General features: G+C 42.8%; 21 protein-coding genes and 1 riboswitch. Of the genes, 20 read left to right on the plus strand and 1 reads right to left on the minus strand.

Translation table 11 applies throughout. From position 1 onward, the window contains the following. Positions 1 to 48: 48 nt before the first annotated feature. Complete coding sequence (locus ACFQ0C_RS20525; protein ID WP_379369047.1) at positions 49 to 2,718, plus strand: family 78 glycoside hydrolase catalytic domain; 2,670 nt, start codon at positions 49 to 51, stop codon at positions 2,716 to 2,718. Positions 2,719 to 2,883: 165 nt separating this feature from the next. On the opposite strand, the gene ACFQ0C_RS20530 is transcribed toward ACFQ0C_RS20525, so the two are convergent. After that, positions 2,884 to 3,180: a hypothetical protein gene (locus tag ACFQ0C_RS20530; protein ID WP_258212123.1), complete on the minus strand. Its 297-nt coding sequence runs from the start codon at positions 3,178 to 3,180 to the stop codon at positions 2,884 to 2,886. 265 nt (positions 3,181 to 3,445) lie between these two features. Here ACFQ0C_RS20530 and ACFQ0C_RS20535 point away from each other — a divergent pair, with 265 nt between their 5' ends. The 19 genes from ACFQ0C_RS20535 (at position 3,446) to ACFQ0C_RS20625 (ending at position 21,862) form a co-directional block, all read left to right on the plus strand. Further along, positions 3,446 to 3,742 (plus strand): Rieske (2Fe-2S) protein, encoded by a 297-nt coding sequence (locus ACFQ0C_RS20535; protein WP_379369050.1) that lies wholly within the window; start codon positions 3,446 to 3,448, stop codon positions 3,740 to 3,742. Between the two features lie 35 nt (positions 3,743 to 3,777). Then, entirely contained in the window at positions 3,778 to 4,992 is a 1,215-nt protein-coding gene (locus ACFQ0C_RS20540; protein ID WP_379369052.1) for an MFS transporter, read from the plus strand. 81 nt (positions 4,993 to 5,073) lie between these two features. Further along, positions 5,074 to 5,469 (plus strand): ArsR/SmtB family transcription factor, encoded by a 396-nt coding sequence (locus tag ACFQ0C_RS20545; RefSeq protein ID WP_379369054.1) that lies wholly within the window; start codon positions 5,074 to 5,076, stop codon positions 5,467 to 5,469. Between the two features lie 162 nt (positions 5,470 to 5,631). Continuing rightward, a complete protein-coding gene (locus tag ACFQ0C_RS20550; RefSeq protein WP_379369056.1) occupies positions 5,632 to 6,387 on the plus strand; it encodes a DUF2087 domain-containing protein in 756 nt (251 codons plus the stop codon). A 46-nt stretch (positions 6,388 to 6,433) separates the two neighbouring features. After that, positions 6,434 to 6,775, plus strand: coding sequence for a GIY-YIG nuclease family protein (locus ACFQ0C_RS20555; RefSeq protein WP_379369058.1), 342 nt, complete (start codon positions 6,434 to 6,436; stop codon positions 6,773 to 6,775). 203 nt (positions 6,776 to 6,978) lie between these two features. Continuing rightward, a complete protein-coding gene (locus tag ACFQ0C_RS20560; RefSeq protein WP_379369060.1) occupies positions 6,979 to 8,097 on the plus strand; it encodes a DNA alkylation repair protein in 1,119 nt (372 codons plus the stop codon). Positions 8,098 to 8,309: 212 nt separating this feature from the next. Then, positions 8,310 to 8,756 (plus strand): NUDIX hydrolase, encoded by a 447-nt coding sequence (locus ACFQ0C_RS20565; protein WP_379369062.1) that lies wholly within the window; start codon positions 8,310 to 8,312, stop codon positions 8,754 to 8,756. Positions 8,757 to 8,903: 147 nt separating this feature from the next. Continuing rightward, a complete protein-coding gene (locus tag ACFQ0C_RS20570; RefSeq protein ID WP_379369064.1) occupies positions 8,904 to 10,235 on the plus strand; it encodes an ABC transporter substrate-binding protein in 1,332 nt (443 codons plus the stop codon). A gap of 86 nt (positions 10,236 to 10,321) precedes the next feature. Further along, on the plus strand, positions 10,322 to 11,257 hold the full coding sequence (locus ACFQ0C_RS20575) for a carbohydrate ABC transporter permease (protein ID WP_379369066.1): 936 nt from the start codon (positions 10,322 to 10,324) through the stop codon (positions 11,255 to 11,257). 32 nt (positions 11,258 to 11,289) lie between these two features. After that, positions 11,290 to 12,075, plus strand: coding sequence for a carbohydrate ABC transporter permease (locus ACFQ0C_RS20580; RefSeq protein WP_379369386.1), 786 nt, complete (start codon positions 11,290 to 11,292; stop codon positions 12,073 to 12,075). A gap of 131 nt (positions 12,076 to 12,206) precedes the next feature. Continuing rightward, positions 12,207 to 13,940 (plus strand): sensor histidine kinase, encoded by a 1,734-nt coding sequence (locus tag ACFQ0C_RS20585; protein WP_379369068.1) that lies wholly within the window; start codon positions 12,207 to 12,209, stop codon positions 13,938 to 13,940. Further along, the gene (locus ACFQ0C_RS20590) at positions 13,937 to 15,430 is read left to right on the plus strand and encodes a response regulator transcription factor (protein WP_379369070.1); all 1,494 of its coding nucleotides are present in this window, start codon (positions 13,937 to 13,939) and stop codon (positions 15,428 to 15,430) included. Before ACFQ0C_RS20585 ends, ACFQ0C_RS20590 begins: the two co-directional genes overlap by 4 nt. A 189-nt stretch (positions 15,431 to 15,619) precedes the next feature. After that, positions 15,620 to 16,117, plus strand: a complete 498-nt coding sequence (locus tag ACFQ0C_RS20595) for a PCYCGC domain-containing protein (RefSeq protein ID WP_258212110.1) — start codon at positions 15,620 to 15,622, stop codon at positions 16,115 to 16,117. Between the two features lie 182 nt (positions 16,118 to 16,299). Continuing rightward, complete coding sequence (locus ACFQ0C_RS20600; RefSeq protein WP_379369072.1) at positions 16,300 to 16,890, plus strand: TVP38/TMEM64 family protein; 591 nt, start codon at positions 16,300 to 16,302, stop codon at positions 16,888 to 16,890. A 44-nt stretch (positions 16,891 to 16,934) separates the two neighbouring features. Continuing rightward, on the plus strand, positions 16,935 to 18,824 hold the full coding sequence (locus tag ACFQ0C_RS20605; protein WP_379369074.1) for an FAD-dependent oxidoreductase: 1,890 nt from the start codon (positions 16,935 to 16,937) through the stop codon (positions 18,822 to 18,824). Between the two features lie 13 nt (positions 18,825 to 18,837). Then, entirely contained in the window at positions 18,838 to 19,644 is an 807-nt protein-coding gene (locus ACFQ0C_RS20610) for a GNAT family N-acetyltransferase (RefSeq protein WP_379369076.1), read from the plus strand. Positions 19,645 to 19,648: 4 nt separating this feature from the next. Next, on the plus strand, positions 19,649 to 20,065 hold the full coding sequence (locus tag ACFQ0C_RS20615) for a GNAT family N-acetyltransferase (protein ID WP_379369078.1): 417 nt from the start codon (positions 19,649 to 19,651) through the stop codon (positions 20,063 to 20,065). 59 nt (positions 20,066 to 20,124) lie between these two features. Then, a riboswitch (ZMP/ZTP riboswitch) is annotated at positions 20,125 to 20,205 on the plus strand. Between the two features lie 879 nt (positions 20,206 to 21,084). After that, positions 21,085 to 21,324, plus strand: a complete 240-nt coding sequence (locus tag ACFQ0C_RS20620; protein WP_379369388.1) for an HAD family hydrolase — start codon at positions 21,085 to 21,087, stop codon at positions 21,322 to 21,324. Between the two features lie 79 nt (positions 21,325 to 21,403). Beyond that, positions 21,404 to 21,862, plus strand: a complete 459-nt coding sequence (locus ACFQ0C_RS20625; RefSeq protein ID WP_379369080.1) for a GNAT family N-acetyltransferase — start codon at positions 21,404 to 21,406, stop codon at positions 21,860 to 21,862. The last annotated feature ends 9 nt before the right edge of the window (positions 21,863 to 21,871 follow it).

The raw sequence follows: 21,871 nt of genomic DNA on the forward strand, positions 1-21,871 counted from the left end.
TCGGGTGAAACATGTGGAGCAAATAAAAGTGCACAAGGAGGATGAGTCATGGGTATTGTTATAAAAAGGCTGCGTGTTGAATCCTTGGATCAACCTTTAGGGCTAGAAACTAAACAGCCCCGATTTAGCTGGTTGCTGGATTCTGAAGAACAGGCGCAACAGCAAAGTGCTTATCGAATTCTAGTAGCATCGAATGCGGATCTGCTTCAGCAGGATATAGGTGATTGTTGGGATAGCGGAGAGGTTGTTTCTGATCGTTCCGTACAGGTTTCCTATCTTGGAAGTCTTCTGCAATCAGGACTACGTTATTATTGGAAAGTCCAAGTATGGGATGCCAAGGGAGCAGCTTCCGAATGGAGCTCTATTGGATATTGGACCATGGGCATCCTAGATCCCAATGAATGGAAAGGTGAATGGATAGGACAGGAGCTGGACCCCGCAATCGAATTTCCACCCGGCTTGTATCTGCGAAAGGAGTTTGTGATCGATCGGCCAGTTAGACAAGCCACTCTATATGCTACAGCATTAGGCGTCTATGAGCTGCATTTGAACGGTAGCCGGGTAGGTGATGAATATTTTGCTCCGGGCTGGACTGATTATGCTATAAGGACTCAGTATCAAACGTATGATATTACTGCTTCTCTACAAGCAGGAGGGAATGCGTTCGGAGCCATTCTAGGCACTGGATGGTATGCAGGGCAAGTAGGGATGATGGGTAGAGAAATATATGGAACAAGTCCCGCCTTGCTCTTGCAGCTGGACATTCAGTTTGAGGATGGCACCAATAGCCTCTTAATTACTGATGAGACATGGGCCATGAATACCGGTCCTATTCAATATTCGGATATGTTAAAAGGCGAAGCTTATGACGCTCGTAAAGAATTGCCGGATTGGGATCGAACAGGTTTTGATGATAGCGACTGGAAAAAAGTGAATCGATTCGAGCCGTACACAGGTAAGCTTGTTTCTCAGATCGATCCTCCTGTAAGGATAACTGAATCGATTAATCCAGTAAAAATGTGGCTTACGAAACAAGGGACTCATTTATTCGATATGGGGCAAAATATGGTCGGCTGGGTAAAGCTGCAGGTACAGGGGCAGTTGGGTACGCATATAACGGTTAGGCATGCGGAGATGCTTCAGGATGAAGATACGCTTTATATTGAAAACCTGCGCAGAGCAGACCAAAAGGAAATATATATATTAAAGGGCGAAGGATTAGAAACATTCGAGCCGCATTTCACATTTCATGGCTTTCGTTATGTAGAAATAGAGGGCGTAGCTGCTGGAGAATTAACTCTTGAAAGCATTATTGGGAGAGTTGTGCATTCAGACACGCCTGGCACAGGATCGCTGGAAACTTCAGATGATATGGTTAATCGTCTTATAAGCAATATTCGCTGGGGTCAACGCGGAAATTATTTGAGTGTTCCTACGGATTGTCCACAGCGGGATGAGCGGCTCGGATGGACCGGAGATGCTCAAATATTTATTCGCACGGCCTCGTATAATATGGATGTATCGCGCTTTTTTGCCAAATTCATGGAAGACATGACGGACGGCCAAACGCCGGATGGCGCGTTTCCTGATGTAGCACCTGATGCTGGGTGGTTCGAATTTAAACAAGAAGTCGTCAAATGGTTCGCACCTGATAATGCAGGTTGGGGCGATGCAGGAGTTATCATCCCTTGGACACTGTATTTGATGTATGAGGATAGAACCATACTTGAAACCAACTATGATGCTATGAAGCGTTGGGTGGAATATTTAAAAACCAATAGCACGGACAGGATTCGGCCCGACTATGCCAACTATGGAGATTGGTTGTCCATAAACGCAGATACACCGAAAGACGTGCTAGCCACGGCATATTTCGCTTATAGCACCGCCTTATTCGTCCGAATTGCTCGTGTTCTGGGATACACGGACGATGTAAGCGAATATAGTGCATTGTTCGAAGAAATCCGCACAGCCTTTGTCCATACTTATATGGATAAGAATGGTATCATCCAAGGGGATACTCAAACTGTATATGTGTTAGCTCTATATTTCGGGCTATTGTCTGAAGAGCAGAAGCCGCTTGCTGTTAAACGTCTCGAAGAGCTTATTAGGGAGAATGGAAATCATCTGTCTACCGGATTCTTGGGAGTAGGGTATTTGCTTCCAGTGCTGACGGAGAATGGGCTGGACGAGCTGGCATACTCACTTCTGCATCAAGATACGTTCCCTTCATGGCTGTACTCAGTCAAGCAAGGCGCGACTACAATCTGGGAGAGATGGGATGGTTGGACGGAGGAGGCTGGATTTCAAAACCCGGGCATGAATTCATTCAATCATTATTCGCTTGGATCGGTCGGGGAATGGATGTATCGATATATGGCAGGTATAGATGTCGATACTGAGCAGCCGGGATTCAAGCATATAGTCATTCATCCCCGTCCCGGAGGAAAGCTAACTTATGTCAAGGCAACTGTGGAGAGCAGCTATGGCGCTATTTCTTCCTCGTGGCAGCTTAATGGCGAACGCTTCTCGCTGCAGGTATCTATTCCTGTGAATACAACAGCAACAATTTACCTTGACGGAACAAATGTTCTTATACCGGACGGTGCCGTAGAAATCGGTCTGGAAAATGGTAAACATAAATATCGGATTGGATCCGGAAATTATGAATTTATTAGTCAAATTGAAGGAGCCGTTAAGGCGACGCAGCTTACTTAAAAGCTTTGATTCCTAATGCCTAATGCTATAACACTGCTAGTTCTTTCAACGGAAATGGTGGTGACAACAACAAAAAGCCGTTCTATTGTTAATTATGGCAATAGGGCGGTTTTGTTGTTTAAATACAGTCCCGCAAGCAGGTATATAGATTGATTTCCTAATAAATTATGCGCTTTGCAGAATTTTGGCTTCCAAATTTTCTCTGATCATTCTGATTCTTTGTTTAACATAGAAATCATAGGCTGCTCCTTTAAGATCATGTAGGGGAACTTGTAGCTCGGTGTGGTTATCAATGACAATCATCGACCCGTTATCAAAGCATTTAAAGGTTAAATCTAGCCAGTAATTGTCAGCTGTATCAAGAATTTTCTCAATTTGACTGTCAGTAATGAACTCGCTGTTCGTTACCATTAAATTTTTATAATAATCGCGTTCAATAAATCTTACATTCTTCACCTTCATCGTCTACACCCCTCTCAAAATAGGAACATTTGTTCTATGAATCTATTATACCAAACATTTGTTCGTAGTCAAGCGTTTGGCTGAATATTCTATCAATTCAAATTATTATTTGAAATTATGGACTCGTTTTGCATTCGATCAAAATACTAAGCAAGCCACTGATCTTCTTAAAAGAAGTCACTGGCTTTATTGATATAAACTTGTTATTCTGGATAAGACAATTTCTGGCAAGCAAATGCCATTACATGAATTGGAGGTATATCAGATGAAAGAGGTCTCACTTGGATTGGAAAAAGACTGGACTGACCTGCCCAGAGAGATTCATTTTGAACAAAAACTCTATTATTTGCTGAAGGATGGGAATACCTATCATCTGGTATCCCGGGTTTGCCCACATTCAGGGGGCTTAATTGAATTTGAAGATGGAGAATTGGTCTGCTTCGTGCATGGCTGGTCCTTTGACAAACATACAGGTGCCTGTATAAATATACCTGGCAAGCAATTGGCAGAGCATTCGGTTATTGCCAGGAACGGGGAATTAATTGTTCAGATATATAATTGATTGTTTACTCAAATGAATCGGTTGGAGGAAGTTGCATGAGCAGTAAGTCAGCAGTAGAGAGCAGCCTGCATATAAAGGCGGGGCAAAGCTTGTCTAAAGGTTTAATATTATTAATGGCAATTGCATGCGGTATGACAGTAGCAAATCTATATTATAATCAACCGCTTCTAGCGGATATAGGGCGAAGCTTTCATGTGAGCGATAATCAAATCGGAATCATTTCTATGTTAACTCAGATCGGATATGCAGTAGGTTTATTCCTATTTGTCCCTTTAGGCGATATGCGGGAAAGGAGACAGCTGCTATGCCTGCTGCTCATTGCCGTTTCCCTTTCGCTTGTCGGGATCGCCACGGCACAATCATTAATTTGGATTAGTATAGCAAGTCTGCTGGTTGGAGTTACAACGGTTATCCCGCAGATGATGGTTCCGCTTGCCGCCCAGCTTGCCGCTCCATCTGAAAGAGGCAAAGTAATAGGTACGGTTATGAGTGGTTTATTGATCGGCATCCTGTTGGCCAGAACGGTTTCCGGAATCGTCGGCGGAGCTTTAGGATGGCGTACGATGTTTGGAATAGCTGCAGTAATGATGCTTCTACTTGCGGTTATACTAAGATTATATTTGCCTAAAAGCTATCCGGAATCCAAAATAACATACCGTCAGTTAATGCTCTCGATCGGACAGTTAATTATCAAGCACCGCACTCTTCGAGAAGCCTCTCTAATTGCTGCAATGCTGTTCGGCAGCTTCAGTGTCTTTTGGACCACGCTTGTTTTTTACATAGAAGGTGCTCCATACAATTATGGCAGTGAAATTGCCGGCTTGTTCGGGCTGGTAGGGGTGGCCGGTGCTCTCGCAGCTCCTCTTGCAGGACGTTTGTCAGACCGTTATAACACCAAATACATTGTAGGCTTCGCTATTCTTATTACTTTACTCTCTTTTGTATTCTTTTGGCAGTTCGGCGACCACTTATGGGGTCTTGTTATCGGTGTAATTTTACTGGATTTGGGAGTTCAGGGGGGGCAAATCGCCAACCAATCGCGCATATACAGCTTAGCTCCGGAGGCCCGCGGCAGGCTGAATACCGTTTATATGGTATCTACTTTTTTGTTTGGTTCAGTAGGGTCTGCACTGGGAAGCTATGCATGGAGCTTGTGGCGTTGGAATGGTGTGAGCGCTGTGGGCGGCTGTATGGTCCTAATAGCTTTTGCTGTTTGGGGATGGCATCGAATGAAGGAGCGCCAGGGCTAGAGCCCTTTTAATGTATGAAATGCGGGTGGAAACTACCTAGTGATCCTCTTTCTGTTATAATATTTATATAAGTTGGACTTGATGCAGCTGTACATAGAGAAGGTGGTGCTTGATTTGGAAAAGGTGCTTCAGGATCAATGTGATGAGACATGTGAAGGTACTGTTAATGTTGTTACGCTAAAGCAAAATTTAATACCCGAAACAACAGCGGTAGGATTGGCCGATGTGTTTAAAGCGCTCGGGGACCCGACACGTGTCAAAATTATATACACTTTATTGCAAACAGAGTTATGCGTACATGATTTGACTGTCGTTTTGGACATGGGACAATCCGCTATATCTCATCAGCTTAGGTATTTGCGTAATTTGCGAATTGTTAAGCGCCGTAAAGTAGGGAAGACAGTATTTTATTCGCTGGATGACGAACATATCGAACAAATTTTTGTCCAAATGCTGCAGCATATTAAGCACGGATAATCGTTGTTTACCAATCAATTCAGAAGCGTTGAATGAAGGCAGAGTAAAGATTCTCTGTCTTTTTTTGTTGTATCCATACCTAGGTGTTGGAGATTGACTAAATATAAACGGTAATGTATTATGTCTGTTGTATGGTAAACATTATAAGGATGTGTTTGTTAATTGGAAGTATCGGAACGATTTTGGAATGCGACTCTTGAGGAGCTTAAAAGCGGCTGCTATGAAGAGGGAGAGCAGGTAATATGTTTATTATGCGGGAAGAAGCTTGAGAAGGGGATCATTTATCCTGACGATGGCATTTTATATGAGGCTAAGAGATTTATGCGTGTTCACATTGAGAAAGCTCATCATTCTGTGTTTGAGTACCTGATCCAGCTGGATAAAAAACTGACGGGTCTTACCGATCATCAAAATAATCTGCTAAAGCTGTTCCATCAGGGGAAAAGTGATGCGGAGGTTCAGAAGGAAATGGGGATCGGCAGCGCCTCAACCATACGGAATCATCGTTTTGCCTTGAAGGAGAAGGAGAGGCAGTCGAAAGTATTTTTGGCTATGATGGAGCTGCTGAAGGAAAAGGATAGTCATGCGCCTGCCTTCGTCGAGCTTCATAAATCAGCAAAAATGGTTGATGAGAGATACAATATTACGCATGACGAGAATGAAGCCATTTTGAAAAAATATTTTCCTGATGGAACAGACGGGCCTATAAAAGCCTTCTCCAAAAAGGAAAAGGATAAGCTTGTTGTGCTTCGTGAAGTAACCAAACGATTTAAAAGTGAGCAAATCTATACAGAAAAAGAGATAAATCACATACTTCAGGCTGTGTATCCTGATTATGTCACGTTGAGAAGATATTTAATCGAATATGGCTTCTTGGAGCGGAAGTCCGATGGCAGCGAGTATTGGATCAAGGAGTAATCGGAAAAAGTGGAAGATAAGATGAAAAAGTAAGGAGAGACTTTTTATGGATCGCAGAAAAGAACTCGTACAGCAATATAAAGAGATCAAAACAGAGGCTGGAATTTATCAAATTAAAAACAACATCAATCAGAAGATTCTTGTTGCCAGCACTAACAATTTAAGATCCTTGAATGGAAAAACGCTTATGCTGAAATTGGGCTCACACCGAAATCAACAGCTCCAAAAAGAATGGAATGAATTTGGTGAAGCCGCGTTTATGATTGAAGTATTAGAGGTTCTTGTTAAAAAAGAGGGATATTTTGACGAAAAGGATGAATTGAAAAAATTAGAAGAAAAGTGGCTCCAAGAGCTTAAACCCTATGGCGATAGAGGCTACAATAAATAAAAAGAAGGGGGAGTGAGTTTATTAAGTTGGTTGTGTGGATTTCCACTTTATCATTAGTTTTACTGTTATCGGGCTGCTTTCAAGCTGCAAATCCAAATGCAAGCGGGACCCCCGTGGTGACTATGAATTCCGAATCTTCTCCACCCCTAGCACAAACAAATTCTAACCTGCCTATAATCAGTCGGAAAAGAGGAGATTAACAGATGGCAGAGCCATTGAAAGCCATATATAGTGAGAAGTTCCTGCACCTGTTCGCACAGAGAGTTCATGAGGCATATGCCCCTTTCGACATGGAAGGATTCATTGCCAAGACGATGGATGAGAGTTGGGAGATTCTTGAGCTGAAGGCTCGTATGCGGCGTATTACTCAAACCCTTGGGGACTATTTGCCTGCTCAATATGAAGAAGCAATAGAGATTTTGTTTATGATTGATGAGGCCTGCACGGGCTTCCCATACTTGTTCTTTCCAGATTTCATCGAGGTATTCGGTCAGGAGGATAGGCACTGGTCGCTTTCCATGAAAGCATTGGAACGCTTTACACAAAGGTCCTCTGCTGAATTTGCTGTTAGACCATTTCTTCTTCGTGACCCCGAAAGAATGATGAGTCAGATGTTGGAATGGTCCAAGCATCCGAATGAACATGTCAGGCGGCTTGCAAGTGAAGGCAGCCGGCCGCGTCTTCCTTGGGGACAGGCGCTTCCCATGTTCAAGCGAGATCCTTCTCCGATTCTTCCATTGCTGGAGCAATTGAAGGAAGACCCTGCTCTATATGTACGTAAGAGCGTAGCTAACAATCTGAATGATATCGCAAAGGATCATCCTTCAGTTGTTCTTGACATCGCTCGTCGATGGAAAGGCACGCATCCCGACACTGACTGGATTGTACGTCATGGTTGCCGAACATTGATTAGAAAGGCCGATCCTGAGATTCTTGCGTTGTTTGGTTATGCGGAATCTGCAGAAGAGACTCCGCTAATAACCGCGGCTTCATTATCAATAGAACCCACGGTGCTGTCCATTGGTGAGAAATCCGAACTTCATTATGAGCTTCAAGTCCGTGAAGGAGAGCCGGTACGCATTCGGATAGAATATGGAATCGATTTTGTGAAAAGTAAACGGAATACATCACGCAAATTATTCCTGCTATCTGACAAAACAGTGTCCGGCGGCACTATGCTTAACGGCACACGCAACCACAGCTGGGCTAATCTGACTACTCGCCGCCATTATCCGGGTGAGCACAGGATTGCACTAGTGGTAAATGGACAAGAAGTTGCTAATACAGTTGTCAATCTTGCAGTCACTGATAGGATAGAATAGGTAAAAATAAAAACCGTACAGATGATCCTCAAGGCATTGCTGTTCCTTGCAGGATCTTTTTTTTTGTGCAACCATGTAAAATTAAGTAAATAATTTCTAAGACGATGATGATATAATGAGGAAATTCAAGTTTGGATATTATTGGAATGGGAAACAAACCAGAATCTACTCATTACAGGTACAAAGATAACTTAATTCGGGGGAGCATGAAAATGAACAATTTGCTGCAAGTACGTGTCACTGGAATATTAGTTGAGAACGAACAAATTCTGCTGGTAAAACAACAGGTGTCCAATTCCAGAGGATGGTCATTGCCTGGTGGAAGGGTAGAGCAAGGAGAGACGTTGGAAGATTCGATAGTGAGGGAACTGCTCGAAGAGACAGGATTACATACGAAAGTGGTCAAGCTGCTTTATCTCTGCGATGTTCCTCAGGCTAATCCATCATTAATACATATTTCGTTCTTAATGCAGCGAATTGATGGACAGCTTACTCTGCCTTCCAACGAATTTGATAAAAACCCGATTACGGATGTACGAATGATACCTTTTGAGGAATTAAGCGAGCTGGGGTTTTCAGATACTTTTGTTCATATCCTGAGAAATAACTTCCCGGAAAGTGGAGCCTACAAGGGGCTTAAAAGCAATATAGGACTGTAGCACATTAATAATGAGCGCGCCGAGTGTAGTTTTACTGTATATGAAAGTACAGTGATTTCGGCTATGATTTTCATGTAAGCGCAAACATCCAGACATTTCCATTATACAGGCAAGCGCTTTATAAAACATTATGGGAGGAATATGTAAATGAAAAGGTGGTTTATCAACTCACTCTCGTTTCTCCTCATGGCGATGCTCGTTGTATCCGGCTGTTCCAGCCGTACTGGCACAACGGCAACACCTGCGCCTGCCAATCCCGCACCTCCGGAGAAAAAGGACACAGCGAGCCCCGCACCCGCACCCGCTACAGGAACAGCGAAGATGAAGATCACCGTTTACAGCACAGTAAATGATCCGCCAATCCAAAACGTGTATAAAGAGATTGTCGAGGGGTTTAAGAAAGAAAACGCAGGCGTAGATGTGGAGCTTCAGTTCCCTGGCTCTGAATATGAAAATATTCTGAAGGTCAAGATGGCAGCGAATGATATGCCTGATGTGTTCGACACCCATGGCTGGGCACAAATCCGCTATGGTAAATATTTGGCTGATCTGCGCGACGAAAGCTGGGCATCGCAGCAGACCGATACGATCAAAAATGTAGTGACGGATAAAGATGGAAAGGTTCATGCTCTTGTCATGAGCGAAGCGAAGGACGGTATCACCTACAGTGAGGATATTCTGGCGAAATATAACATTGAACCTCCCAAGACCTATGACGCTCTAATTGCAGCTGCAGAAAAAATCAAAAATGAGAGTAAAGGGGATATCGTGCCTTTCTATTTCTCTGGCATTGATTCATGGATGTTCGGCAGCTACCTGGATATTTTTGCTACTTCCTTGTTCATCAGTCCAAAGGATAATCAAGCGGACGCATTCCTGAATAACACATTCGATTGGAATAAGTGGGGAGATCTTGCCCAGAAAATGCTCGACTTGCAGAAAAAAGGATTGATCAACAAGGATGCGCTAACAGCCAAATACAGTGATTTACCGAAAATGTTTGCGAACGGGAAATTGGCTTTTGCTCTTGGAAGTCCTTCTTTTGCAGATGAGGTTCACAAAATCACGCCTAACCTCAAGATCGGTTACATGCCAGTTCCTTCTATGGTAGCTGGAGATGAGCCCAACTTCTCCGGAGGCGAGCGCTACACAATGGGAGCCTGGAAAGACTCGAAGCACTTGCCTGAAGCGAAGAAGCTGATCGCCTATTTTGCCAAAAAAGAAAGCATGGAAAAGATCGCAAATGCAACCAAGCTTCCTCCCGGCTTGAAGGGTATAAGCTCTAATCATGAGTTCTCGGACTATTACAAAAAATACGAAAGCATCCGCGTGTTCCCATACTTCGATCGTGTCTATTTGCCAAATGGAATGTGGGACGTCATGTGTAAACAAGGCACCGAGCTGATAGCGGGTAGGATTACAACCCAGCAATTCTCTCAGATTATGAAGCAAGAAGTGGAACGGCTGCGCAAAAAATAAATGCCAGCAGGGGGGATTAACCGTTTCGTGTTGTCCCCCCTTTCTTCGATATAGGTTAACCGATCCAAGAGAATGGAGGAAAGGATATGCCGTTCACCGCCCCCGAAAAGACGAAGCCATATCAGAATGTGAAGCCAACGGCCATACGTAAGCTGCTAAATTCTCCTGCTATCCTGAATGTGATGTATATTCCAGCCTTAGTGCTTTTCGCCATCTTTATTTTCTTTCCTTTTATTGAAGGGATTAAGATCTCCTATACGAATTGGGACGGCTATAATCAGGATTACTCCTGGGTACAATGGGATAATTACAGACGGATGTTTTCGGACCCGCAAATTTTGAATGTAATCAAAAACACCTTTATTTATGGCATAGGCAGTACTGTTCTACAAAATATGATGGGGCTGCTCTACGCGCTGCTATTGAATCAGAGCTTTCGAAGCAAAGGGATTACAAGAACCATTATTTATTTACCTGTTATCATCAGTCCGTTAATTATGGGATATATTTGGTATTTTATTTTCCAATATTATGGTGGAGCTTTTAACGATATTATTCTTCTCTTCAGAGATGAGCCCATTAACCTTCTTGCCAACCCGGAAATTAATGTATGGCTGATTACGCTGGTGAACACCTACCAATACTTGGGGATTGCGATGATTATTTATTTGGCAGGATTGCAGGTTATTCCGAAGGACTATTATGAGGCGGCGCAAATCGACGGTGCAAGTAAGCTTTCTCAATTCCTGCATGTCACCTGGCCATTGCTTGCGCCTTCCGTAACGATAAATATTGTGTTGAATCTAATTGGAGGTCTTAAGCTGTTCGATGTCATTACATCATTGACGGGTGGAGGGCCAGGATACGCCTCTGCATCTTTATCCACCTTGATGTACCAGCTTTACTTTGCCAGACAGGATGCCGGCTATGCAGCAGCGCTTGGAAATCTGATGTTTGTAATTATATCAGTGATCAGCATAACCTCGTTGTATTTGTTGCGGCGGAAGGAAGTGGCACATTGAACCGTAACCGTCATTCGAAATGGCCGGTAGTGATGTCTATTGTGATTGCGCTCATTCACGTCATCCCTTTTTATATATTGATCACTACTTCATTAAAAGCAATCGACGACCCCAGCTCCAAATGGATTTTACCGGGGTATCTTTATCTGGACAATTTCCTGAATGCATGGAATCAAGCACGATTGAGCACTTCATTCAAGAACAATATTATCATCACTTTGGCCTCAGTAATTCTGGTTATTGTACTAGGCTCGATTTCGGCATACCCGCTGGCCAGATTCAGAACAGTGTGGAATAAATTGATGTATACGGTCTTTATATCCGCGCTTATCGTGCCTCCATTGACTATTCTCGTACCTTTGTACAAGGTATATGTAGATTTAGGCGCGCTGAACACACTGTGGGGAATTGTCCTGCTGCACGTTACCTTTAATCTTCCGATTACCATCTTCTTATACACCGGCTTTATTAGTACAATCCCAAGAGAGCTTGACGAGGCGGCTATGATGGACGGTTCATCGCGGCTCGGGCTTTTTTTTCGCATTATTTTACCTTTGTTAAAGCCTGCTACGGCCACAGTTATTATTCTTTCTGGCGTCGCGGTTTGGAATGACTACCAATTTTCTGTATTTTTCCTGCAAAAGACGGAGGTTCATACGATTACTGTTGCGTTAGCCGCATTTTTTGGACAATTCAATAATAATGTAGGCTGGGTTGCCGCAGGCTCCTTAATGGCAGCATTGCCTATCACGTTAGTTTACCTCTTTTTGCAAAAGTACTTTATTGAAGGTATGGCTGCTGGAGCTATTAAAGCTTGAGGATACCACATTTTACCAACTTATATTATAATAGAATATGACTTGCTCAGGGTGGCAACCAGATGGTCTGCTTTATTCGTAAAGGGTTGTGCCGAGGATGTGATGCCAGCAGATAGAGAAGGTGACTTCCGTTGAAATTATCCTATTCTCTGCGAATGAGGCTGTCGATCTTATTCTTCCTGACACTCATCGTGCCTCTGATTATTATCGTTTTTGTAATGCCCTCCTATTATCAAAAGCTCATCACAACCGATACGACAACATTGACTGAGAGCAGTTTAACTTCTTTAACACATAATATCGAAACGTATTTGGAGGATCTGGAGCGCCTCACCGTTACTCCTTATTGGAGTGAAGAGGTTATGCGTGCATTGAAAGCAAAGGCGAATGTTTCCTATGAGTCAACCGACGCTTATTCGCAGTTTTTAACGGATAAAGCACTGAATGTGACATTGCCTAATTTTTTGAAAAACCCCCGCAACGATATCTTAGGCACGATTTTACTTTCCTATGACGGTTCCGTATATGTCACTTCTGCTTTCAAAAATGAACCGGTGGACAATTATCCATTTACAGAACAGGGCTGGTATAAGCAGGCTGTAGAGGCTGACGGCAAGGTCAGCTTTATAAGTGCTCACGCACAGGACTATTTAAAAAAGCCTACTATTACCCAAGTGTTTTCCGTTGCTAGACTGATTAAGGATCCCGATTCTAAACAGCCGCTAGCAGTCATGAAGGCCGATGCGGATACGGTCATTCTCGAAAAAATTGCCAATGACATTAAATTTAATGTGAGGTCGATCGTTGCAATTTTTGATGAGCAGCATCATTTGATTTATTCCACAGCCAGCCTGCCGCAGGAGCTTCAGCAAAAGCTGCTTTTCCCAGCGCTGAACGGTCAAACCATAGATGAATACGTAGTCGTTTCGAAGAAGGTCACTCAAGCTAACTGGAATATTGTTGTGCTACTAGACAATTCAGAGCTCAAAGCCAAGCTGGAGGGCATTTATATTGTTGGCTTGCTGCTTGCTGGAGGCGGTATTGTTCTGACATTGCTTGTCTTTTTCACTTTGTCCCGATGGATTATTAAGCCTTTTAGAGAGATGACCTTTGTTATGAAAAGGGTGCAAAAAGGAGAGCTTCTTACTCGTGTTGCCGTTCGGGGAAAAGATGAGGTTGCGGAGCTTGGAAAAGCGCTTAATACGATGATCGACCAGCTTAAGGAATTAATAGAGAGTGAATATAAGGCGGTTTTAAATCAAAGGGATGCTGAGTACAGGGCATTGCAGTCACAAATTCAGCCCCATTTTCTATACAATACATTAAATGGCTTTATTGGATTAAACCGGGTGGGGGACCGGCGTTTGTTAGAAAAATCCATATTATCACTCAGCAGCATGCTTAGATATATATTGGAGCATAATGATTGGTCAACCGTCGCTGAAGAAATGCTATTTATAAAAAAATACGGTGAGCTTCAACAGCTTCGCTTTCAAGACCGCTTGACCTTGGATTTATATACGGACCCAGCTGCAACCGCATATCTTCTTCCCAAATTGCTGCTTCAGCCACTTGTTGAGAACGCAATCATTCATGGTATTGAGCCGTTAAATCGTTCATGTACGCTAACAGTGTCATGTCTCATAGATAATACTCAGAATGAAGAAGCACTTGTAATTACGATTAGGGATGATGGTGCGGGATTTGCCCCAGATAAGGTAGATGATTCAGTGGCTATAGGTCTAGCGAATGTAAGAAACCGGCTTCTGATTGCTTACGAGCATGCGGATATTCACATATGGAGTGAAAGCGACCAAGGTACCCTTGTTACGATCACCATACCATTACGGGAAGTGAGACTATGAGAATTGTCATTGCTGACGATGAAGTGCTGGTTCGTATAAGCTTGCGAAGTATGATCGAGGATATGGGCTCGACATGGACGGTTACCGGTGAGGCAACCAATGGGGTGGAGCTGCTGGAATTATTGAAAAGCGACGCTCCCGATATTGTGCTTATTGATATACGTATGCCCTTGATGAACGGTCTGCAAGCGATCCAACAAGCACATACGGTTTCTCCTCATACTTCCTTCATTGTTATCAGCGGCTATTCCGATTTCAGCTTCGCTCAGGAAGCTTTGAAGCTAGGCGCAGAGGATTACCTGTTAAAGCCGGTAAGTCCGGATGATCTGGAGTCTTCGTTGATCAAAGTAAGCAGAAGCGTAAGAGAGCAGCGTATTCTTCATAACAGGCAATTTGAGTCAACAATGCATTCTTTATTGCTTGGAATGACGACACTTGAATCTGAACCGTCCGGAGCTTTATTCTCAGAGTCTTGCTTTCAAGCCGTAATAGTATATACGGACAGCAGTTTATCCGCTGCTTCAAGAGCAAGCAAGCAGCGTGATATAGGTTCAATTATAAGAGACATAGTCGATGAGCAGACGCATGGAGGACTTCGCAAGGCTAAATTGGTTTTACCTCAAGGTGAACTCGCCTTTATTTGTTCTTGGAATTCGGATAATTATGAACGAGGGGCTGCAGAATCCTCTAACATAATTTATCAAATCAATAATTCGATTCAACAGTTCAAAACGGGGCAATATGCAATTACATCGGTTATTTTGGAGCCTTGCAGCAGTATCGCTGCTTTTCAAAGCAAGTGGATTTCACTTCATGAGCTTTCGGCACTGCGCTGCTTATATGAGCACGGAAAAACATTGGAGCTCCATTTTTTAGAGGAACTGGAACATAAGGGTTCATTAGCCGGGCTGGCGCGAAAAGCCTTCGAATTACTGGATCATTATACGAAGCAAGATCACACGGAATACATGAAAGTAGTGGCTATGTTCAAAATGCAGGTCGGAAGTCTCAATGAGACTTTGGCATCATCGCATAAAGCTCAGCTAAGCCACTTTCTGAACGTGTCTATGGATTGTCATCTGGATGCCTGTCAGCCGTTTCACGAATGGTATGAGGCGCTTGTTAAAAAGGGAGAAGAGCTGTTGTCCAAACATCAAGGAACTGACAATGCCACCTGCCTGGTTCAAGCTACGATAGCATTTATAGAACAAAACTATGACCAAGACATTAGTATTTCGCAAATAGCTGAACAATTGGATGTCACGCACAATTACTTAAGCACGCTCTTCCATAAGCGGATGGGAACGACGTTCATGAAATATTTAACCGAATATCGAATGATCCGGGCCAAGGAATGGCTGGCAATGCCGAGCATTCAGGTGCAGCAGGCTGCTGAGAGGGTTGGCTATTACAGCACAAGGCACTTCACGAAGCTGTTTACCGAATTTGTCGGTTGTTATCCATCTGAATATAAGAAACGGTTCAGTTAATTATTGCACTTACATGTATCGGTTGGATTGAGGATGCTATTCTGTTGAGAAAGACTAACAGAATAACATCCTTATTTGCGATTATGTGACTCATGTAAGGGTTACCTTCTTCTCAGATGGGAAAGATGAAATAATACTCTAAGCGTTATATAATACAAGTACTTACTATACATAAATTTGAGGTGGGCTATGAAGCTGTTATCAAAGTCATTGATTATTGGCGTTTCCTTGGCAGCCATGGTGGCCTGCAGCTCCAATAAAGAGGCTGCAACTAAAGTACACGAAGGTCATGAGGCTGCTGGGCATGTGGAAAAGGATTTACAGGAGAAAACATCTTCCCTGCAGGTTTTGCCTAAATTTTTGGCGAATCAGCGCGAAGAGATACGGATGATTTATCAAATAGCTGCCGCTAACGCCGACTTGCTGCAATGGATGCCTTGCTACTGCGGCTGCGGAGAGAGTGTCGGCCACCAAAGCAATAAGAATTGTTTTATTAAAGAGGTAAATAAAGACGGGTCCGTCGTATGGGATGATCATGGCACCAGATGTGGTGTATGTCTTAACATTGCTTTGGAATCTGCCAAGCTCAAGAAAGACGGTCTAGCTGATAAGGATATTCGTGCCTATATCGATGGAAAGTACAAAAGCGGGTTTGCCAAACCAACTTCAACACCTATGCCTTTATAAAATGATGTAGAGCTAAACAAAAATTTTAGATAGGCTGTATAGCAACCACAAACGATATTGTACGTATTACTAATTCAGTTTGGGAGAACATGATTAGTCTTGAGCCCGAATATGATTTTACTATGGCCAAGCAGCACGATCATTTAACTATAAAGAGCCGCTAAGAAAGGTGACTACTTCAAATGAGCTGGATAGACAAGCTTGCCGGTTTGACTTGGGAGGATATAGAACTTATTTTATTCCGGTACGAAGCACTCGGTCCAGTGCCGGGTATTCTTGCGACGTTTATCGAATCGTTTGTACCCATATTGCCTTTAATCGCAATTATCATTGCTAATGTGAATGCTTATGGGATTTGGGAAGGCGCTTTGTATTCGTGGATCGGTGTTGTTAGCGGTGCCGTATGTGTATTTCTGTTTTTCAGAAAATTCGGTGGACGTTTTCGCGGCTATATTGAACGTAAATATCCAAAGGCGCAGAAGTTCATTGTTTGGGTAGAACAGCACGGATTCACGCCGATTTTTGTATTGGCTTGTTTCCCGTTTACACCCTCTGCGTTTGTAAATATTGTAGCTGGAATTTCTAAGCTGCCTAAGAGAGTTTTTCTGATCGCTACTTCAATGGGGAAGGCTGTAATGATCCTAATTGTATCAATTGCGGGGCATGATCTTGGCAACCTGCTTAACCAGCCGTGGAAAATGATCGCTATCGTCATTCTCCTGGTATCAATCTGGTTCATGGGCCGTAAGCTGGAATCGAGATATACGAGATAACAACAAAGCATGGCCAATATCAGGAGAATGAACGGTGAGCAGAAGTGAACATAAATAATTGGTTACCCAGAACGTTCAATAGCATTTTATTAACCAGCACACTCCTTGCTGCTTCGGCAATTACTGCAGGTGTGTTTGGCTATTATGGCCTCCACCGTGACAGCGACGGCAGTTATACACTATATCCTAATTTCGCTCACGACCCGGATGTCGTTGTAATTGGCACTGAGCTTGAAGGGATGTATTTGGCTCAAAAGGCTAAGCAGGAAGGGCTTAATGTCCTCATTCTGGAACCGAAAAGCAGCTTGGGAGGACAGCTTCTTCAAGGTGAAATGCTCTATTTGGATGGAACCTATGATGATCAGGGCAACTCATTAGTACAAGGGGGCATGAAGGAGCTCTTTCATCAATATGAAACTGGAGCCATTCGGAATAAACCGCAGTTTGCCCAATATTTTCATCATTTGATCGATAGAATCCCGCTTGAAAAGAAGGTTGAATTGAAGAACGTGTATTCAGACGGGGGACAGGTTGTTTCCATCCAATATGTAAATCGGTTTGGAAAAACAAGAACCGTATATCCACATTATGTGGTCGATAATTCCGATGATGCCGCTCTGATCCGAAAGCTGAATTTGGAGCCGCTTCAAGGATTGGAAGCGCTTTACGGAGCTAGGGAAAAGGAATATATGAGCGCTACCTATATGATGCGGTTCAAGGGTGTCGATTGGCATAAATTTTACAGTCACTTCTGGAAAATGGATAAGGTGGAGCGGGCTCATAAGTACGGACCGGAAACGTATGTGGATTCCAATATCTCGTATGGCTTTCCTCCAGTGGTGTCAGCTTACAAGCTGAACAACAAGGAATGGCTTAATCTGCGTGGACTTAATATATTAAATCAAGGCAACGGTGAGATTGTCATTAACGCACTCCAGGTGTATGGGGTGGATCCCAGCAGAGAAGAAACGATTGATAGGGGAATGAGATTAGCCAAGGAGGAAATGGCTTCCATTAGGGATCATTTGCGCAAGCAGATCATCGGCTTCGAAGGCTTGGAGCTTAATGGGGATCCTAATTATTTGTATATCCGTGAATATAATCATTATCCTACCGAGTATGTGATGCAGGCGTCTGATCTGATGAGTGGCAGGATGTTCTGGGATAATGTCAGTATTGGCGGATATTTTCTGGACATTCAGGGATCTCGATCCAATAGGGAAGGCCTTGCAATTGGACGCCCTGATAAATATGGAATTCCGTTGCGCAGTTATTTATTGCAAGGCACTAGTAATGTTGTGACAGCGGGCAAATTGGTTGGCTCAACGGCGGTCGCTTATGGAAGTACGCGCATCCAACCGAATGGCGCGATTGCGGCCGAATCCATAGGAGTACTGATGGCGCAAATGCAGGGAAGAAGCTTAAGGACTGCAAGCAAGGAAGAGCTGGACCGGCTTCATCGGTATATGGAGAAAAAATATCATATCAAACTCCAGCCGCGGGAATCTAATAATAAAGTCGCACATCTTTCTGAGAGGGAAAAGACTCAACTGGATCAGGGAATCCTGACGCTCCTATCTGGGGAAACCGTAGCTCAGCATTTGCCGTTTATTCGTATGGTGGTTGATGGACGGGAGCTATCTTTTAGCGGAATCAAACCCATTCTCATTCAAGGGATACCCTGGGTGCCACTAAATCAGACATTTGAAATGCTGGGAGCCCAAAATGTACGATATGATGCTGAAAATAAGCGGATTTCCTTTACGTATGCGGGCATGAAGGAGACTATCGAATCGCCTCTAGTCCATGTATTGAATAATTTTGTTATGGTGGATTGGGAAACAGCAGTGAAGGCGCTTGGCTATCATTGGCAGTGGAGTGAAGCAGAGCGGGTAGTTACAGCACATAAGACACATCATTCGGATTATAATTAAAAGGGGCTGTCCTATGTCATTTCAAATACAAACGCATGAGTTTGCTGAGATTATGGAAAAAACAGAAATTGATTATATGATCGATCGAATGAATGCAATAAAAGAACGTCCTGGTAATCCGATGGGTATCGAAATCGTAAAGTTTGGCAGGGCAACAGCCTTTTACAGTAAAGAAATGCCCTGGCCTCAATTTAATACGGTGAAAGGAATTAGCCTTGATGATCTTCATGTCTTGGATGATATCCTGGAATTTTATAAGAGCAAAGGCAGCCGATTGCAATTTGAAATTATCCCAACCAAGGCCAAAAAAGAACTAATGAAGGCTCTGTTCGAGAGAGCTTACTATCAATCTGATTTTCACGCCACATTATATGGGCACCCTGCAGAAAAGAGCATCTCTGATGGCCCAGTTACAGTTCGCGAACTAGAAGCTGATGAGATTGATTTGTATGCAGAAATACATTGTCTCGGAACAGGCCTATCATTGTCTGGTAAAAGTCATGTTGCCGATAATAATAGGGTTCTTTTTAATAGAGAAGGCTGGAAATTTTTTGGCGGATTTGTTGACGGTACTCCTGCTGGCGTTGGGGTCATGTACATAAAAGATGGACTAGCCTCTCTAACCTTTGCAACAACTCTGCAGGAATTCAGAAATAAAGGGGTTCAAAAAGCTTTAATAGAAAGAAGAATAGGGGAAGCTTGCAAAAACAACTGTAATTTGGTCATTAGCCAAGCGGCGTATGCTTCAACAAGCTTCAGGAATATGGAAAGAGCAGGAATGAGACTGGGATATACAAGAGGGACATGGATAAGGGGATAACGAAATGTATGCATTAAGAGAAATGAACATACAAGATTATGATATGGCAATCGAACTATGGAAAAGAACGGAAGGAATGGCTCTAAGTAACGCTGATTCAAGGGAGTCCATCCACAATTATTTGATTAGAAATGCTGGAATGAGTTTTGTTTGTGTAGATAATCAACAAGTCATTGGAACGATACTATGCGGGCATGACGGACGAAGAGGCTACATTTATCATGTTGCTGTGGATCCGGAATATCGGGGGAATTCCATTGGTAAGCAATTAGTAGCTAGCAGTTTAGCTAAGCTTAGATTGGAAGGGATAGACAAATGCCATATCATGGTGATCGAAGATAATGAAATTGGAAATCATTTCTGGAACCGCTCGGGCTGGATGAAGAGAGACGGCATTTTATTGTACTCAAGTCATACATAAGAACTTATGGAATAAAAATATTGATTTTTCTAAATATTCAGATATGATTATAGTAAATATTTGACATGTGTAACTGGCGATAACGTAGATAACTACGAGGAAACACATGGATTATACAGCCGTTCGCCTGGGCAAAGTGTTTGGTCATTGATCAAATGCTTTTTATTATTTTAGGGAGATGATTAGATGGCTCGGGCGAGAAATGAAATGTTCGAAATCGAAGCAATAGGGAGGCTATATGATACCATTTCAAGTTTTCAGCACCTCTCTGTATAGAAATGCAAAAAGCGCCGACTAATTGTCAGCGCTCATTCTAAATCCATATTAACTACACGTGATAATTAATCTTTCCCCTAGTCTTAAATGAATGCGTCGGCGTGTAACAAACGAATGACAAGCAACAATTATTGTTCTTGGGCTTGCGTCACATGTTACGGTGACAAATTCTCCAGGTCTGAGCCTTATTCGACGAGTAACTAAGGCGATCCCGCAAAAAAGCGCTATTGACTGACCACGACGCAAAGTAATTGTGCGGTTACGTGAAAAAGTGAATCTGCGCATATTATCACCTCCTCTCATACTTATAAACTATGAGGAGGGGACATGTTTCGTGTCGGCGCTTATACTTATCCATCTATAGATGCAGCAGATCCCCAAGCACGTCCATAATTTGGAAAGTGAACACGCCACCTGTCGCTGCAGAGAGAATGTTCGTAAACATTTGGCTCCGCAGGGAAGTTTCCAGGAATAATTTATACCTGCACTAAAAGAGACTTTGAAATTTTCGGTGAGATTTTAGATAGCTGGGGACAGGATAAGTTGTGTTTAAGTAAAGCGATTGATTCGTTTTTTGGCTTCTTTCAACAAGGGACTGAACTATACAAGGATTCATTACCCATTCTCAAAAGTCTCAAAGAAAAGCAAATAAAAATTGGGATATTGACCGATGTCCCTTAAGGATTGAATAAGAATTTAGTTTTAAGAGATGTAGATCTAATAAGAGATTATATAGATGTCGTATTACTTCGGTTGATGTTGGCTATAGGAAGCCACGAACCGAAAGTTATATTAGGCTAGCAAATGAATTAGGTACTGATCCGAGTCGCATGATGTTCGTTGGTAATGAATTGAAAGATATAACGGGGGCTAACCAAAGTAAAATGAAGTCAGTTTTGATTAATAGAAGTGGAGCAGAGCGGAATTGGAATCAACAAGTAACCATCAGCGATTTGAATGAAATAGTAAGCCTTTTGAAGTGAAAAAGTAGAACTTTGTATAAGTATCAGATTTTTAAAACATAGTAACGGTTTCCTAGAGAACGAAGTGAGGAGAAATTTAATGATGAACAATTTCACGTATGCGCAAGCGACAATCCACGATTTAGAGGATGCAGTACCCTTGTTTGATCAATACAGAACTTTTTATGGACAAGAATCCGATGAGACAAGTGCAAGAGCATTTTTATTTGAAAGACTAGTTGCTAGGGAGTCAGTTATTTTTATTGCGAAGGATAGAACACACGAAAAAGCGGTAGGGTTTATGCAGCTATACCCTTCATTTTCTTCCATCTCCCTCAAACGTTCCTGGATACTCAATGATTTATATGTAGTTGAGGCATATAGGGGGAATGGGATCGCTCAGCAATTATTAGAGGAAGCGAGGAATTATGCTGGAGCTTGCGCTGTTAAAGGCATAGAGCTGGCAACGGCGCAAGATAATGTAAAAGCTCAAAGATTATATGAACGGAATGGATACAAGAAGGATGAGCAGTTTTATCATTATTATTTGACTCTATAAATGCAATCA

Source organism: Paenibacillus sp. GCM10027630 (genome assembly GCF_042676305.1).
Lineage (GTDB): Bacteria > Bacillota > Bacilli > Paenibacillales > NBRC-103111 > Paenibacillus_S.

Excerpts from the sequence above, each read along its gene's own strand:
- ACFQ0C_RS20595 (WP_258212110.1), top strand. The coding sequence starts at position 15,620 with ATGAAGCTGTTATCAAAGTCATTGATTATTGGCGTTTCCTTGGCAGCC.
- ACFQ0C_RS20565 (WP_379369062.1), top strand. The coding sequence starts at position 8,310 with ATGAACAATTTGCTGCAAGTACGTGTCACTGGAATATTAGTTGAGAAC.
- ACFQ0C_RS20580 (WP_379369386.1), top strand. The coding sequence starts at position 11,290 with ATGTCTATTGTGATTGCGCTCATTCACGTCATCCCTTTTTATATATTG.
- ACFQ0C_RS20555 (WP_379369058.1), top strand. The coding sequence starts at position 6,434 with ATGGATCGCAGAAAAGAACTCGTACAGCAATATAAAGAGATCAAAACA.
- ACFQ0C_RS20540 (WP_379369052.1), top strand. The coding sequence starts at position 3,778 with ATGAGCAGTAAGTCAGCAGTAGAGAGCAGCCTGCATATAAAGGCGGGG.
- ACFQ0C_RS20560 (WP_379369060.1), top strand. The coding sequence starts at position 6,979 with ATGGCAGAGCCATTGAAAGCCATATATAGTGAGAAGTTCCTGCACCTG.
- ACFQ0C_RS20525 (WP_379369047.1), top strand. The coding sequence starts at position 49 with ATGGGTATTGTTATAAAAAGGCTGCGTGTTGAATCCTTGGATCAACCT.
- ACFQ0C_RS20530 (WP_258212123.1), bottom strand. The coding sequence starts at position 3,180 with ATGAAGGTGAAGAATGTAAGATTTATTGAACGCGATTATTATAAAAAT.
- ACFQ0C_RS20575 (WP_379369066.1), top strand. The coding sequence starts at position 10,322 with ATGCCGTTCACCGCCCCCGAAAAGACGAAGCCATATCAGAATGTGAAG.
- ACFQ0C_RS20600 (WP_379369072.1), top strand. The coding sequence starts at position 16,300 with ATGAGCTGGATAGACAAGCTTGCCGGTTTGACTTGGGAGGATATAGAA.
- ACFQ0C_RS20535 (WP_379369050.1), top strand. The coding sequence starts at position 3,446 with ATGAAAGAGGTCTCACTTGGATTGGAAAAAGACTGGACTGACCTGCCC.
- ACFQ0C_RS20570 (WP_379369064.1), top strand. The coding sequence starts at position 8,904 with ATGAAAAGGTGGTTTATCAACTCACTCTCGTTTCTCCTCATGGCGATG.
- ACFQ0C_RS20625 (WP_379369080.1), top strand. The coding sequence starts at position 21,404 with ATGATGAACAATTTCACGTATGCGCAAGCGACAATCCACGATTTAGAG.
- ACFQ0C_RS20545 (WP_379369054.1), top strand. The coding sequence starts at position 5,074 with ATGCAGCTGTACATAGAGAAGGTGGTGCTTGATTTGGAAAAGGTGCTT.
- ACFQ0C_RS20610 (WP_379369076.1), top strand. The coding sequence starts at position 18,838 with ATGTCATTTCAAATACAAACGCATGAGTTTGCTGAGATTATGGAAAAA.
- ACFQ0C_RS20590 (WP_379369070.1), top strand. The coding sequence starts at position 13,937 with ATGAGAATTGTCATTGCTGACGATGAAGTGCTGGTTCGTATAAGCTTG.
- ACFQ0C_RS20615 (WP_379369078.1), top strand. The coding sequence starts at position 19,649 with ATGTATGCATTAAGAGAAATGAACATACAAGATTATGATATGGCAATC.